At 64.5% G+C, this 14,652-nt stretch carries 15 protein-coding genes; 9 read left to right on the top strand and 6 right to left on the bottom strand.

Annotated elements, in window-relative coordinates:
• The first annotated feature begins 24 nt into the window (after window positions 1-24).
• Genes ABNP31_RS22130 through ABNP31_RS22145 form a run of 4 tightly spaced genes read left to right on the top strand, consistent with a single transcriptional unit; the run spans window position 25 to window position 1,996 of the window.
• Window positions 25-585 (top strand): hypothetical protein, encoded by a 561-nt coding sequence (locus tag ABNP31_RS22130; protein ID WP_015271784.1) that lies wholly within the window; start codon window positions 25-27, stop codon window positions 583-585.
• Between the two features lie 33 nt (window positions 586-618).
• Window positions 619-1,356 carry a dihydromonapterin reductase gene (gene folM, locus ABNP31_RS22135; RefSeq protein WP_075046361.1) on the top strand — a complete coding sequence of 246 codons (738 nt, stop codon included), beginning with the start codon at window positions 619-621 and terminating at the stop codon, window positions 1,354-1,356.
• 9 nt (window positions 1,357-1,365) lie between these two features.
• Window positions 1,366-1,662 (top strand): DUF1244 domain-containing protein, encoded by a 297-nt coding sequence (locus ABNP31_RS22140; protein ID WP_238066921.1) that lies wholly within the window; start codon window positions 1,366-1,368, stop codon window positions 1,660-1,662.
• Entirely contained in the window at window positions 1,655-1,996 is a 342-nt protein-coding gene (locus tag ABNP31_RS22145; protein ID WP_238066922.1) for a HopJ type III effector protein, read from the top strand. The genes ABNP31_RS22140 and ABNP31_RS22145 overlap by 8 nt, the downstream gene beginning before the upstream one ends.
• A 128-nt stretch (window positions 1,997-2,124) precedes the next feature.
• Here ABNP31_RS22145 and ABNP31_RS22150 read toward each other — a convergent pair whose 3' ends face one another.
• From ABNP31_RS22150 to ABNP31_RS22160, 3 genes are all read right to left on the bottom strand, one after another.
• Window positions 2,125-3,033, bottom strand: a complete 909-nt coding sequence (locus ABNP31_RS22150; RefSeq protein ID WP_085614340.1) for an alpha/beta hydrolase family protein — start codon at window positions 3,031-3,033, stop codon at window positions 2,125-2,127.
• 167 nt (window positions 3,034-3,200) lie between these two features.
• Window positions 3,201-4,412 carry an enoyl-ACP reductase FabV gene (gene fabV / locus ABNP31_RS22155; RefSeq protein WP_075046363.1) on the bottom strand — a complete coding sequence of 404 codons (1,212 nt, stop codon included), beginning with the start codon at window positions 4,410-4,412 and terminating at the stop codon, window positions 3,201-3,203.
• 251 nt (window positions 4,413-4,663) lie between these two features.
• Window positions 4,664-5,524, bottom strand: coding sequence for a LysR substrate-binding domain-containing protein (locus ABNP31_RS22160; protein WP_025340627.1), 861 nt, complete (start codon window positions 5,522-5,524; stop codon window positions 4,664-4,666).
• Between the two features lie 135 nt (window positions 5,525-5,659).
• Between ABNP31_RS22160 and ABNP31_RS22165 the strand changes: the two genes are divergently transcribed.
• The 4 genes from ABNP31_RS22165 to ABNP31_RS22180 are packed head-to-tail and all read left to right on the top strand — an operon-like array spanning window position 5,660 to window position 9,794.
• Window positions 5,660-6,700, top strand: a complete 1,041-nt coding sequence (locus ABNP31_RS22165) for an agmatine deiminase family protein (protein ID WP_350012761.1) — start codon at window positions 5,660-5,662, stop codon at window positions 6,698-6,700.
• A complete protein-coding gene (aguB, locus tag ABNP31_RS22170) occupies window positions 6,697-7,593 on the top strand; it encodes an N-carbamoylputrescine amidase (protein ID WP_025340629.1) in 897 nt (298 codons plus the stop codon). The genes ABNP31_RS22165 and aguB overlap by 4 nt, the downstream gene beginning before the upstream one ends.
• Before the next feature lie 2 nt (window positions 7,594-7,595).
• Window positions 7,596-8,681 carry an extracellular solute-binding protein gene (locus ABNP31_RS22175; protein WP_085664449.1) on the top strand — a complete coding sequence of 362 codons (1,086 nt, stop codon included), beginning with the start codon at window positions 7,596-7,598 and terminating at the stop codon, window positions 8,679-8,681.
• 3 nt (window positions 8,682-8,684) lie between these two features.
• The gene (locus ABNP31_RS22180; RefSeq protein ID WP_085664450.1) at window positions 8,685-9,794 is read left to right on the top strand and encodes an agmatine deiminase family protein; all 1,110 of its coding nucleotides are present in this window, start codon (window positions 8,685-8,687) and stop codon (window positions 9,792-9,794) included.
• Between the two features lie 117 nt (window positions 9,795-9,911).
• On the opposite strand, the gene ABNP31_RS22185 is transcribed toward ABNP31_RS22180, so the two are convergent.
• Both ABNP31_RS22185 and ABNP31_RS22190 read right to left on the bottom strand, forming a co-directional pair.
• Complete coding sequence (locus tag ABNP31_RS22185) at window positions 9,912-10,445, bottom strand: cytochrome b/b6 domain-containing protein (protein ID WP_025340632.1); 534 nt, start codon at window positions 10,443-10,445, stop codon at window positions 9,912-9,914.
• Window positions 10,442-10,708, bottom strand: a complete 267-nt coding sequence (locus ABNP31_RS22190; protein WP_085664497.1) for a PepSY domain-containing protein — start codon at window positions 10,706-10,708, stop codon at window positions 10,442-10,444. The genes ABNP31_RS22185 and ABNP31_RS22190 overlap by 4 nt, the downstream gene beginning before the upstream one ends.
• A 176-nt stretch (window positions 10,709-10,884) precedes the next feature.
• Here ABNP31_RS22190 and ABNP31_RS22195 point away from each other — a divergent pair, with 176 nt between their 5' ends.
• Window positions 10,885-12,063, top strand: a complete 1,179-nt coding sequence (locus ABNP31_RS22195; protein ID WP_350012762.1) for an acetyl-CoA C-acetyltransferase — start codon at window positions 10,885-10,887, stop codon at window positions 12,061-12,063.
• Between the two features lie 136 nt (window positions 12,064-12,199).
• Here ABNP31_RS22195 and metE read toward each other — a convergent pair whose 3' ends face one another.
• Window positions 12,200-14,491 (bottom strand): 5-methyltetrahydropteroyltriglutamate--homocysteine S-methyltransferase, encoded by a 2,292-nt coding sequence (metE, locus tag ABNP31_RS22200; RefSeq protein ID WP_350012763.1) that lies wholly within the window; start codon window positions 14,489-14,491, stop codon window positions 12,200-12,202.
• Between the last annotated feature and the right edge of the window lie 161 nt (window positions 14,492-14,652).

Here is a 14,652-nt window from a genome sequence, read left to right on the forward strand (position 1 = left end):
CAGCCCGTTGCCAGGAGATACACGATGTCTACCCCACCCGTCACCCTGATGGTGTCGCGCCGCGCCGCCCATGGCCGCTACCAGGACCTGCTGGCCTGGCTGCATGAAGGCGAACAGCTGGCCACCGACTTCCCCGGCTACCTTGGCTCGGGCATCCTCGCGCCACCCCGCGACAGCGACGAATTCCAGATCATTTTCCGTTTCAGCGACGAGCCGACCCTGCACGCCTGGGAGCATTCCGCCTCGCGCCGGGCCTGGTTGCAGCGCGGCAACGGCTTGTTCGAGCGCCCCAAAGAGGCGCGCGTAAGCGGCATCGACGACTGGTTTGGCACCAATATGGTGCAAAAACCGCCACGTTGGAAGCAGGCCGTGGCCATCTGGCTGGCCTTCTTCCCGGTCTCGCTGGTGTTCAACCTAGTGTTCGGCCACTGGCTGGCAGCACTGGACCTGGTGCCCCGGGTACTGCTCAGCACCCTGGGCCTGACGCCGGTGATGGTCTACCTGTTCATCCCCCTTTCCACCCGCCTGCTGGCCGGCTGGCTGCATGCATCCCCGGCCCCTGCTGGCGCCCTGCGCAGCCGCTGAGGCCAGGCCGTACACGCGGTAGACAGTTCGGGTATGCTGGGCGGCAACCAAAGGACAGACAAGTTGACCGCCCCGAACATGAACAGCCCCATTCTCGTTACCGGAGCCAGCCAGCGCGTCGGGCTGGCCCTGGCCCTTGAACTGGCACAGGCCGGCCATACGGTGGTCAGTGCCAGCCGCAGCGTCCAGCCACAGGCGGCCCACCCGAATATCGTGCAGTTCCAGGCCGACCTGTGCCAGGCGGCCGACCGCCAGGCCCTGATCGAGTATCTGCACAACCATTACGACGGCCTGCGCGCGATCATCCACAACGCCTCGCTGTGGCTCGACGATGGCCTCGACAACCTCGAGACCATGTTCCGCCTGCACGTCGAAGCGCCCTACCACCTCAACCTGGCCCTGGGCGACCTGCTGGCCAAGGTGGAAAAGGCCGACATCATCCACATTTGCGACGAAACCTCTTCACGCGGCAGCAAAAGCCATATCGGCTACGCCGCGACCAAGGCCGCGTTGCAGAACATGGTGCTGTCTTTCGCCGAAAAATATGCGCCCAAGGTGCATGTGAACGGTATCCTGCCGGGGCTGCTGATCCTCAAGGAAGGGGGTGACGAAACCTACCGCCAGCAGACCCTGAAAAAGGCCCTGCTGGAGTTCGAACCCGGCGCCGGCCCGCTGATCGAGACGGTCAAGTACCTGCTCGCCAGCCAGTACAGCACCGGCAGCCAGGTGGTCATCAACGGTGGCCGCCACCTGAAGAACCGCATGACCTGAGAGAAGCCCATGACCCCACAGCAACAGCTCGAACTCGAGGCCGCCGCGTTCCGGCGCCTGGTCGAACACCTGCAGAAGCGCACCGATGTGCAGAACATCGACCTGATGAACCTGTCCGGCTTCTGCCGCAACTGCCTGTCCAAGTGGTACAAGGCCGCGGCTGACGAGCGCCAGCTCGACCTGAGCATGGATGACGCCCGCGAAGCGGTGTACGGCATGCCTTACGCCGAGTGGAAAGCCCAATACCAGAAAGAAGCCAGCGCCGACCAACAAGCGGCGTTCGAAAAAGGAAAACCCCGTGACTGACCTGAACACCCTGCGCGCCAGCCTGGCCAGCGGCCAACACGTGTTTGCCGACACCCTGGCGTTCATTGCCGACAACTACAGCTACCAGCCACAGGCCTTCGACAATGGCGGCGTGGCGAATGCGGCCGGGCAGAACGAAGGTTCGTGCAAGACCCTGGGCCTGGCGGTGCTGGAAGGGCTGAGCGACCAGGAAGCACTGCTGGCCTTTGGCGAGCACTACCGTGACGTGGTAGCCACGCCCGAGGGCAGCGACCATGGCAATATCCGTGCGCTGATCAAGCATGGGCTGGCGGGCGTCAAGTTTGCCGAGCTGCCGCTTGCGCGCAAGGCTTGAGATAGCCGGGGCTGCTTTGCAGCCCATCGCGACACAAGGCCGCTCCTACAGAAGACCGCGTTCCCTTGTAGGAGCGGCCTTGTGTCGCGATAGGGCCGCAGAGCGGCCCCAAGATCTCGAAACCAACCTCAGCTGATGATGGTTCCCGGCACCTCACCCGCCAATCCCCCCTGCCGCAACCACTGCAAGGCCACCGGCCACAAACTTTCGCGAAAGCGGTCATGGAAGAACGCGAAATGGCCAATTTCATCGACCGAGATATCCACAGGCGCAATGCGCAGGTGCTGGCGCTCGGCGCCCTGCAGATAACCCAGCAAACGTTCGGTCGCCGCCACGGTACCAAAGGGGTCATCGGTCAGGCTGATGGCCAGCGTCGCCGCCCGCACCTGGGCGAACGGTAGTGCCTCCAGTGCACGCCCGCTGGGTCGGTGCTCATAGCGTGGGGTACGGGTGGTCCAGTCGTGCACCACGCCGGATGGCGTGTCCTCCAGCCAACCCAGGCGCTTGCCGGGAAAGTAACCGAACACCCGGGTGAGCAGCGGCATTACCACATGCCACTTGCCGAACAGTTGCCAACGCTGGTCAGCCGCGTAATCGCGCCAATAGGCAAATTGCGCACCAACCATCACCACCCGGCGAACCTTGCTCGCCGACGGTGCCAGCCCCACTGCGCAGCCGCCAAAACTGTGCCCCACCACGTCCACCGGCTGGCCGGGGAAATGTTCTGCGGCATGCACCAGCATGGCTTCGAAATCCAGCCGGCCCCAGTCGCTCCAGGATGCCTGGAAGCCGCGCAGCGAGGCCGGGCGGGATTCGCCGATGCCACGGTAGTCGTAGGTCAGCACATCGCAACCTTGGGCGAACAGGTAGTCGGCGAAACGCGAGTAGTAGCGGCAGCGTACCGAGGTGGCAGCGTTGATGATCACCAGCGGGCGCTGGGGGTCAGGTCGGGCGTGGCGCCAGCGGAAGCCGCCGAGGCTGTAGCCGTCGGCTGCGGTGTGGCGAAAGGCAGTGGCGGGTTGGGTGAGGCTGCTCATGGCACATTCCCTGTTGTTGTGCGCCAAAGCTAGCAAAGATTTTATAGCCTGTACCGGCCTCTTCGCGGGTAAACCCGCTCCTACAGGTACTCCATTTCCCTCAAGTTAAAAGGGATCCCTGTGGGAGCGGGTTTACCCGCGAAAGGGCCGGTACAGGCCGACAGCGATTACAGCTCGACGCAGTCGAACTTCACATCGGTAGCCACGTCTTCGTCGTAGTTGACGTCAGCGCGCTCGAAGCCGAACAGGTTGAGGAACTGCTTCTTGTAGCCGGCATAGTCGGTCAGCTCGAACAGGTTCTCGGTGGTCACCTGTGGCCACAGCGCCTTGCAGGCGTCCTGTACGTCATCACGCAGTTCCCAGTCGTCCAGGCGCAGGCGGCCCTTCTCGTCGACCTCGGCCGGCGCGCCGTCGGCACGGTACATGCGGTCGCGGTACATGCGGTCCAGCTGGTCCTGGGTGCCTTCGTGAACACCCTTCTCCTGCATGATCTTGAACACCATGGACAGGTACAGCGGCATCACCGGGATGGCCGAGCTGGCCTGGGTAACCACCGACTTCAGCACCGCCACGTTGGCGCCGCCCTTGACTTCACCGGCCAGTTTCTTGTCCAGGCGCAGGGCGGTTTCGTCCAGGTCCTGCTTGGCCTGGCCCAGCGCACCGTGCCAGTAGATCGGCCAGGTGATGTCGCTGCCGATGTAGCTGAAGGCCACGGTGCGGGCGCCTTCGGCCAGCACGTTGGCGCCAGCCAGGGCGTCGATCCACAGCTGCCAGTCCTGGCCACCCATGACGGTGACGGTGTCGGCGATTTCCTGCTCGGTAGCCGGCTCGATGCTGGCCTCGATGATGGTGTCCTTGTTGGTGTCGATGGCGGTCGACTTGTACGGCTGGCCGATCGGCTTCAGGGCCGAACGCACCAGTTCACCGGTCTGCGGCAGCTTGCGCACTGGCGAGGCCAGCGAGTAGATGACCAGGTCGACCTTGCCGCCCATTTCGTTCTTGATCAGCTCGATGACCTTGGCACGGGCTTCGTCGGAGAAAGCGTCACCATTGATCGACTTGCTGTACAGGCCTTCGGCCTTGGCGAACTTGTCGAAGGCTGCAGCGTTGTACCAGCCAGCGGTGCCGGCCTTGGTCTCGGTGCCTGGCTTTTCGAAGAACACGCCCAGGGTGTCGGCCTTGAAGCCGAACGCCGCGGTGATGCGGGCTGCCAGGCCGTAGCCGCTGGAAGCACCGATGACCAGGACCTTCTTCGGGCCATCCTCGCGCACGCCCAGCTTGCGGGTGGCTTCGATCTGGTCACGGACGTTGAGCTCGCAGCCCTTCGGGTGAGTCGTGGTGCAGATGAAACCGCGGACCTTAGGATGAATGATGGCCAATGTCTGTACCTCGTCAGGTTTATGCCGGGGGAAGCGCCGCCATGGGCGATTCCGGTTGATCAGAGGGTGAGACTACCCCCGCAGGTTATCCGACACATATTACGGGGTGATCTTGGGGATGCAAAACGGTGGATTACCTGTACCGGCCCTATCGCCGGCAAGCCAGCTCCCACAAAGACGGCGCAAAACTTGAGCCCTGTGAGGGACCTGTGGGAGCTGGCTTGCCGGCGATAGGGCCAGTGCAGGCAACATCAATCTGACAAGAGAGCCCCTTTCAGCCATTCCAGGAACTGCCGGGCCAGCGGATCATCCTGGCTATCCCGATGCACCAGGCACGCCCACGCCGGCCCACGCACGCGCTGCGCCGACAAAGCCTGCAAACGCCCCTCCTCCACCGCCCGCCGCGCCAGCAACTGGCTGACCAGGGCCACCCCCAACCCCTCGCTCGCCGCATCCAGCAGCAGCCCGGGGTCGGAAAAGTTCAGCCCCTTGCCCTGCTGCCCCACATCCTCGCCACCCTCCAGCTGCCAGTGGCTCCAGTCCATCTCGCGCTCGCCATGCAAGGTGGTGCGCCGCGACATCGGCGTTTGCAGCAACGCCGGGTGGCAGGCCGGGTACAGCTGGTCCTGGTGCAGCACGTTGAAGCTGCACTCGGCCTGGGCACTGAGGTCGTCGCGGATGGCCAGGTCGATGGTCTCGGTCGCCATGTCCGGCACCTCGAAACTGGTGAACAACCACAAGTCGACATCCGGGCAGCGCTGGTGAAAGTCGGCCAGCCGCGGCAGCAGCCAGTGCCTGGCAAAGGCCGGGCTGGTGTTGACCACCAGTTGGTTGGGCTTGCGGTACTGGTCGAGCCGGCGAATGCCCACCGCCAGGTGCTGCAGCAGCGACTGCGTGGTGCTGAGCAGGTCGTGCCCGGCGTCGGTCAGGCTCACGCTGCGGCCACTGCGGTGGAACAGCGGCTGCTCCAGGTAGGTTTCCAGGCTGCGAATCTGCTGGCTGATGGCCGACTGGGTCAGGTTCAGCGCTTCGGCGGCCTTGTGGAAGCTGCCCAGCCGCGCAGCGGCTTCGAAGCCGCGCAGGGCATTCAGGGGTGGCCAGTGTTTGAGCATGATTGATAAGCCCTGCTGATCAGATGTGCGCTAAATCTATCGTTTGTCGCAGGCCAAGCCTAGCCATAGCATGGAGATCAACACCCGCGACGGCGGGCTTCGTTGATAAAAATCCTTAATTGATCGGAGTTCACTATGCACCTGTCCCTCGACAGCGGCTGGCGCATGCCCGCCGAATGGGCCCGCCACGCTGCCACCTGGATGGTCTGGCCACACAACCAGGCCCTGTGGGAAAGCGGCTGGCACGTGCGCCTGGCCGACGTACAGCAGGACTACGCCCGGGTCGCGGCGGCCATCGCCCGATTCGAGCCGGTGAAGATGGTGGTCGACCCTTCGGCCTTGCAGAGCGCACGTGCCCTCTGCGGCGCCAATATCGAACTGGTCGAAATGGCCGTGGACGACAGCTGGTGCCGGGACAGCGGCCCTAGCTTCGTCTGCCACCCACAGCATGGCCTGGCCGGCCTGAGCTGGCGCTTCAACGCCTGGGGTGGCAAGTCGCAGCACGGCCAGGACCGCAGCCTCGGCCGGCGCATCCTCGACCAACTGGGCCTGGACGGTTTCAGCACGGCGCTGTGCAACGAAGGCGGGGCGATTCATGTGGACGGCGAAGGCACCCTGATCACCACCGAGTCGGTGCTGCTCAACCCCAACCGCAACCCTGCCGTGAGCAAGGCCGAGTTCGAGGCCTGCTTCGCTCGCTACCTGGGCATCCGCAAGACCATCTGGCTACCGGGTGACCCACAATACATCACCGGCGACATGACCGACGGCCACGTCGACGGTGTATGCGCCTTCGCCCGCCCTGGCGTGCTGCTGGTCGACGCCACCCATGACCAGCATTCGGTGTACGCCGAAGTCGTGCGGGAAAACCGCCGCGCCCTGGAACTGGCCACCGACGCGCAAGGCCGGCACTTCGAGCTGCTCGACCTGTATGAAGCCAGCGCCGCCGTCGACCAGGACGCCGAGGTATTCTGCGCCTCGTACACCAACTTCTACATCGCCAACGGCGCGATCATCATGCCGGCCTATGGCATCGCCGCCGACCAGGAAGCCGCCGCGCAACTGGCCCACGCCTTCCCGGGCCGGGAGATCGTACCGGTGCGCATCGACCACATCGCCCATGGCGGTGGCGGCATCCATTGCATCACCCAGCAACAACCCGAGGTGCAGCCATGAGCCTGCTGCGCATCGCCACCACCCAGATGCCGTGCAGCTGGGACCTGCCTGGCAACCTCGACCGCGCCGAACAACTGGTTCGCCAGGCTGCCGCCAAGGGGGCCCAGGTGATCCTGCTGCAGGAGCTGTTCGCCACCCCATACTTCTGCATCGAACAGGACCACCAGCACCAGGCACTCGCCCAACCCTACCCTGCCAGCCCTATCCTGCAGCGCTTCGCCGCACTGGCCGGCGAGCTAGGCGTGGTGCTGCCGCTGAGCTGGTACGAGCGCGCCGGCAATGCCTTCTTCAACTCGCTGACCGTGGCCGATGCCGATGGCCGCCTGCTTGGCGTCTACCGCAAGACCCACATCCCCAATGCCATCGGCTACCAGGAGAAGGAATACTTCAGCCCCGGCGATACCGGCTTCAAGGTCTGGGACACCGCCTTCGGCCGCCTGGGCATCGGCATCTGCTGGGACCAGTGGTTCCCCGAGACCGCCCGCTGCCTGGCACTGATGGGCGCCGAAGTGCTGCTGTTCCCCACCGCCATCGGCTCCGAGCCCGGCTGTGCCGAACTGGACTCGCGCGACCACTGGCAGGTGGCCATGCGCGGCCACGCCGCCGCCAACCTGTTGCCGGTGGTGGCGGCCAATCGGGTGGGCGAAGAAGTCGCAGCCAGCGACGCATCGTTGGCCATGCGCTTCTATGGCTCGTCGTTCATCTGCGACCACAAGGGCGCCATGCTCGCCGAAGCCGACCGCGACAGCAGTGGCATCTGGCTGCACGACCTGGATCTGGCCGGCATGCGGGAAGACCGCCTGAGCTGGGGCATCTACCGCGATCGCCGCCCGGAGATGTACGCACCGCTGCTGACCCTGGACGGCACCCACCCACACACCCTGAGGGCATGAGCATGAAACGCCACGTTCTGGCCGCCTTGGCGCTGGCCGTCTGCGCCTGCCAGGCTCAGGCCGAGCAGCCCGTGCTGCGCCTGTACAACTGGGCCGACTATTTTGCCGAGGACACCCTCAAGCAGTTCACGGCCGAAACCGGCATCCAGGTGATCTACGACGTGATGGATGGCAGCGAAGTGCTCGAGGCCAAGCTGATGTCCGGGCGCAGTGGCTACGACCTGGTCTTCCCCGGTGATACCGTCGCCGAGCGCCTGATGCGCGCCGGCAGCCTGCAGCCACTGGACCACAGCCGCCTGGAGGCCCTGGACGACATCGAGCCCGGGCTGCGTCAGCTGCACGCCCGGTACCCCAAGGCCAGCCAGGCGACCGTGCCCTACACCTGGGGCACCATCGGCCTGACGGTGAATGCCGACAAAGTCCGCCAACGCATGCCCGATGCACCGCTGGACAACCTCGACCTGCTGTTCAAGCCGGAGCTGGCAGCCAAATTCGCCGACTGCGGTATTTCAGTCATCGATTCACCCGACGAAGTGCTGGCAGTGGTCCTCAACTACCTGGGCCGCGAGCCACGCAGTGCCAAGCGCGAAGACCTGGCCGCAGCCAGCGAACTGCTCAAGGCGATTCGCCCGTACGTGCGCAAGTTCCAGTCGCAACCGGTGACCGAACTGGTCAACGAGAACCTGTGCCTGTCACTGGGCTACAGTGGCGACGTGATCCAGGCGCAGCGTACCGCCGACGCCGCGGGCAAGCATCTCGACTTCCAGTACCGCGTGCCGCGCCAAGGCACCACGGTGTGGATGGATACCATGGCCATCCCGGCCGATGCCAAGCACCCGGAATACGCCTATCGTTTCATCAATTTCGTCATGCGCCCGGCGAACATGGCGGCCATCAGCAACTTCACCGGTTACCCTACCGCCAGCGCCAAGGCACGCCAGGCAGTGGACCCGCGCATGCGCGACAACCCCGATATCTACCTCGACCAAGCCACCTATGCCCGGCTGATCCCGGGCCGCGATATCCCACAGGCCGACATGCGTGCACGCATGCGCGTGTGGACCCGCTTCAAGACTGCACAGGACTGAGCCATGCCAAGCCGTAGAACCTTCCTGCAACTTTCGCTGGCCGCCGGCCTTGGTGCCAGCCTCGGCCTACCGCTGGGCCTGGCCCGCGCCGAAGAACCGGGGCGCTGGTTCATGCCGGACGAAGGCGAGCCGCAGCAGCGCGCATTCATCGCCTTCGGCGCCCAGAATGCGATCTGGGAGGACTTCACCGCCGATGTGCAGGCCGCCCTCGGTCGCATCGCCCAGGCCATCGCGCGCTATCAGCCAGTGACGGTGTTCTGCCGGGCCAGCGAGCGCGAGCTGGCCGAGCAACACTGTGCCAGCCAGCGCACAAGTTTCGTCGAGTGCGAGCTGGACGACATCTGGATGCGCGACATCGGCGCCAACTTCGTCGTCGATGATGACGGAGCCCTGGCGGCGGTGGACTTCAACTTCAATGGCTGGGGCAACAAGCAACGTCACCGCAACGATGCCCAACTGGCCAGGCGCGTAACCACGCTGGCCGGTGCCCGCTACCAGCGCAGCGACCTGGTGGGTGAAGGCGGCGCCATAGAGGTGGACGGCCACGGCACCGGCATCATGACCGAGAGCAGCTGGGTCAACGCCAACCGCAACAAAGGCTGGAGCAAGGCCGAGATCGAGGCGGAGCTCAAGGAGCGCCTGGGGCTGAGCAAGATCATCTGGCTACCGGGCATCGCCGGCCAGGACATCACCGACGGGCACGTGGACTTCTATGCCCGCTTCGTCAGGCCGGGGGTGGTGATTGCCAACCTGGATAACGACCCGGACTCGTATGACTACGCCGTGACGCGCAAGCACCTGGATATCCTCAAGCGGGCCACCGATGCCGAGGGCCGCAGGTTGCAGGTGCATGTCGTGTCGCCGCCGCTGCACGGGCGGCGCAACAGGTTCAGCAAAGGCAATGACGACTTTGCCGCTGGGTACATCAACTACTTCGTGATCAATGGCGCGATCATTGCGCCACAGTTTGGCGATGGGGCGGCGGACGAGAAAGCGCGGGGGCTGCTGGCGGCGTTGTATCCGGGGCGGGATATCGTGCAGCTGGATATCGATGCCATTGCTGCGGGGGGCGGGGGGATTCACTGTGTGACCCATCAGTGCCCGGCTGTGTAGCAGAGTTGCCTGTGCTGGCCTCTTCGCGGGTAAACCCGCTCCCACAGGTACTGCGCAAACCTTGAGTTTTGCACAGTCCTTGTGGGAGCGGGCTTGCCCGCGAAGAGGCCGCCACAGTCAATCGCGGTGCCGACGGCGCCCCGTGATCATCGACCACGGCAGGTTTTCCCGCATGCGCACGCTCTCGTAGATGGCCGCCAGCACATGCACGCAAACCAGCACCAGCAGCGCGTTGGCCAGCCAGCTGTGCAGGTCCATCGGCCAGTCGACACCAAACAGCGCGTCCACCTCCTGCGACGCCCACCCGGTAAGGCCCAGGCCGGCAATGCAGGTCAGCATCAGCATCATCACCAGGGCGCCAATCGGCGAATGCCCCATGTGATGGTCAAGCTCCCCATGCAGCAGCGCCCGAGCATGCCCGACCAGGCTTGCCGGGGTTGGCCAGAAGTCGGCCCAACGCGCGCTGCGTGGCCCGACAAAGCCCCAGATCACACGCACCACCACAACGGCCAGTGCGTAGTAGCCCAGCCACTGGTGCCAGTCTTCACCCTCTTCGTTGAAGAAGTAGTTGGCGAAGAACACCACGGCGATCGACCAGTGGCACAGCCGCAGTAGGGGGTCCCACAGCTGTACCGTGCCGTCGCTGTTCAATCGTGGTACTCGGTCTTGACTGCCTTGCCCGTCACTGGGTCATGGTAGATCTCGACCTTCTTGCCATCCTTGTCGAAACCGTAGATCTCGTAGCAGTTGCCCTTGGTGACCTTGAACTTGTTGATCTTGTAGCCTTGCTCCTTGAGCTGCGCCTGGAATTTTTCCTGATCCTGCCAGGTGCTTTTGTCAGCGGTGGTGCATTCGGTGGCGGCTAATACAGTGCTGCTGCCAATCAAAAGGGTCAGCGCGATCAATGTACGCATGGGCATGTGCTCCCATCCAGATGAGTGTAGTAGCGCATCCCTCAGCATAGTTCTGCAGGCCGCTTTACGCTCATTCATTTGCTTTACGCATCAATCGCAAAGAAAAACAAACTTAACAAATGAGCCAAAGCCACCGATGCTTGAGGCATTACGCCCATCGCACGGAGAACAACAACATGAACGACGTGGTCATCGTCGCCGCAACCCGTACCGCCATCGGCAGCTTCCAGGGCGCCTTGGCCACTGTGCCTGCAGTAGACCTGGGTGCCGCCGTGATCAAGCGCCTGCTGGAACAGACCGGGCTGGCCCCGGCGCAGGTCGACGAAGTCATCCTCGGCCAGGTGCTTACCGCCGGTGCCGGGCAGAACCCGGCACGCCAGGCCGCGATCAAGGCCGGCCTGCCCTTCAGCGTGCCGGCAATGACCCTGAACAAGGTCTGCGGTTCGGGCCTGAAGGCACTGCACCTGGCCGCTCAGGCCATCCGCTGTGGTGACGCCGAGGTAGTCATCGCCGGCGGCCAGGAGAACATGAGCCTTGCCCCCTACGTGATGCCGTCGGCCCGCACCGGCCAGCGCATGGGCCATGGCCAGCTGATCGACAGCATGATCACCGACGGCCTGTGGGATGCCTTCAACGACTACCACATGGGTATTACTGCCGAAAACCTGGTGGACCAGTACGGCCTCAGCCGTGAGCAGCAGGATGCCTTTGCCGCCGAGTCGCAGCGCAAGGCGGTAGCGGCGATGGAGGCCGGCCGCTTCGATGATGAAATCACCCCGATCGTGCTGCCGCAGAAAAAGGGAGAACCCAAGGTGTTCGCGCGGGACGAGCAGCCACGCCCGGATACCATCGCCGAATCCCTGGGCAAACTGCGCCCGGCGTTCAAGAAGGACGGCAGCGTCACCGCCGGCAACGCCTCGAGCCTGAATGACGGCGCCGCCGCCGTGCTGCTGATGAGCGCCGCCAAGGCCAAGGCCCTGGGCCTGCCGGTGCTGGCCAGGATCGCGGCTTATGCCAGTGCCGGTGTAGACCCGGCGATCATGGGCATCGGCCCGGTTTCGGCCACCCAGCGCTGCCTGGACAAGGCCGGCTGGCAATTGGCCGAGCTGGACCTGATCGAAGCCAACGAAGCCTTTGCCGCGCAGGCGCTGGCCGTGGGCAAGGCGCTGGAATGGGATGCCGCGCGGGTCAACGTGAATGGCGGGGCGATTGCCCTTGGCCACCCGATTGGTGCGTCCGGGTGCCGGGTGCTGGTGACCCTGCTGCACGAGATGATCAAGCGGGACGCCAGGAAAGGCCTGGCAACCCTGTGCATTGGTGGCGGGCAAGGCGTGGCCTTGGCAATCGAGCGTTGATCTCGGGCTGAGTCAAGCAGGCCCGGCCTCTTCGCGGGTAAACCCGCTCCCACAGGGCCCCCACTGAAGCTGAATCCAGTGGGGGCCCTGTGGGAGCGGGTTTACCCGCGAAAGGGCCGGTACAGGCAGCGAAAAATCAGGCAGTGGCACGCAGCTCGCGGGCAGCTGCGACCATGTTCACCAGCGCTGCCTCGGTCTCCGGCCAGCCACGGGTCTTCAGCCCGCAATCCGGGTTGACCCACAGGCGCTCGGTCGGGATACGCCGGGCAGCCTTGCGCAGCAGCTTGACCATTTCCTCACGGGTCGGCACCCGTGGCGAATGAATGTCATACACACCCGGGCCGATCTCGTTGGGGTAGGCGAACCGCTCGAACGCCGCCAGCAGCTCCATGTCCGACCGCGAGGTCTCGATGGTGATCACGTCGGCATCCATCGCCGCGATCGACTCGATCACGTCGTTGAACTCGCTGTAGCACATGTGGGTGTGGATCTGGGTTTCGTCACGCACCCCCGAGGCACAAAGGCGGAAGGCCTCGGTGGCCCACTCCAGGTAATGGGCCCAGGCGCCGTGGCGCAGCGGCAAGCCTTCACGGAAGGCCGCTTCGTCGATCTGCACGATCCTGATACCCGCCGCTTCCAGGTCGACCACTTCGTCGCGGATCGCCAGCGCCAGCTGGCGCGCCTGCACTTCGCGGCTCACGTCTTCACGCGGGAACGACCACATCAGCATGGTCACCGGGCCGGTCAGCATGCCCTTCATCACCTTGCTGGTCAGGCCCTGGGCGTACTTTATCCATTCCACGGTCATGGCCTTCGGCCGGCTCAGGTCGCCAACGATCACCGCAGGCTTCACGCAGCGCGAACCATAGCTCTGCACCCAGCCGAAGCGGGTGAACACATAGCCATCGATCTGCTCGGCGAAGTACTCGACCATGTCGTTGCGCTCGGCCTCGCCGTGCACCAGCACATCCAGGCCCAGGTCCTCCTGGATTTTCACCGCATGGCGGATCTCGCTGTGCATGGCCTCGACGTAATCGGCCTCGGTCAGCTTGCCCTGTCTGTAGGCCTGGCGTGCCAGGCGAATCGCCGAGGTCTGCGGGAACGAACCGATGGTGGTGGTCGGGAACGCCGGCAGGTCGAGCCCCGCACGTTGCTTGGCGATACGTTGGGCAAACGCCGACTGACGCTGGCTGTCAGCGGGCTTGATGGCCGCCAGGCGGGCCTGCACGGCCGGCTTGTGAATACGCGGCGAAGCGGCGCGGCTGGCCTGCACGGCCTGGCTCTGGGCCAATGCGGCGGCCACGTCGTCGGCTTGTGGGGCATTGATGGCCTTGGCCAGCAGCGCCACTTCCTGGCACTTCTGCACGGCGAAAGCCAGCCAGCTGTGCAGTTCGGCATCGAGCTGGTCTTCACGGTCCAGGTCCACCGGGCTGTGCAGCAGCGAGCAGGACGGCGCCACCCACAGCCGCTCACCCAGGCGCTCATGGGCATGGCGCAGTACCTCCAGCGCCTTTTCCAGGTCGCAGCGCCAGACGTTGCGGCCGTTGACCAGGCCCAGCGACAGCACCTTGTAGGCCGGCAGGCGGTCGAGGATGGTCGGGTACTGCTCGGGCGCACGTACCAGGTCGATGTGCAGGCCATCGACCGGCAGGTTGGCGGCCAGGCCCAGGTTGTCTTCCAGGCCGCCGAAGTAGGTGGCGATCAGCTTCTTCAGTGGCGCCCGCTGAAGGATGTTGTAGACCCGCTCGTAGGCATTCTTCCAGTCCTGAGGCAGGTCCAGGGCCAGGATCGGCTCATCGATCTGCACCCATTCCACGCCCTGGGCAGCCAGGCGGTTGAGGATCTGGTCATACAGCGGCAGCAGGCGGTCGAGCAGCTCCAGCTTGTCGAAATCGCCACCCTTGGCCTTGCCCAGCCACAGGTAGGTCAGCGGGCCGATTACCACCGGCTTGACCGCGTGGCCCAGGGCCTGGGCTTCTGCCACTTCTTCGAACAGTTGCTCCCAGCTCAGGGCGAACTGCTGGTCGGCGGTGAATTCGGGGACCAGGTAGTGGTAGTTGGTGTCGAACCACTTGGTCATTTCCTGGGCGTGCGCGCCGCCGCAGCAGCTGTCACCCACAGCGCCACGGGCCATGGCGAACAGGGTCTGCAGGGTAGGCCCGGCAGCGTCGTGGCTGCGAAAGCGCTGCGGGATCACGCCGAAGGTCAGCGAGTGGGTCAGCACCTGGTCGTACCAGGCGAAGTCGCCGACCGGCAGCAGTTCGATGCCGGCGTCTTTCTGCACCTGCCAGTGGCGGGCACGCAGCTCGCGGCCGACGGCACGCAGGCCGGCTTCGTCGAGTTCACCCTTCCAGAAGGCTTCCTGGGCCTTTTTCAGCTCGCGGTCGTGGCCGATACGTGGAAAGCCCAGGTTGTGTGCCAGTGCCATGTCTTGTCCCTCAGCATGCATAAATGAATGAGGGGGATTTTCCGGGCACCGGCATCTTGAGACAAACTCATTAAATTTGAGATGAACTCAAGGTTTTCTCATGTTCGTGAATTTGTACTGCCTGTAAGGGCCCTTTCGCGGCTAAAGCCGCTCCTACAGGT

The organism is Pseudomonas asiatica (genome assembly GCF_040214835.1).
Classification (GTDB): Bacteria; Pseudomonadota; Gammaproteobacteria; order Pseudomonadales; family Pseudomonadaceae; genus Aquipseudomonas; species Aquipseudomonas putida_Z.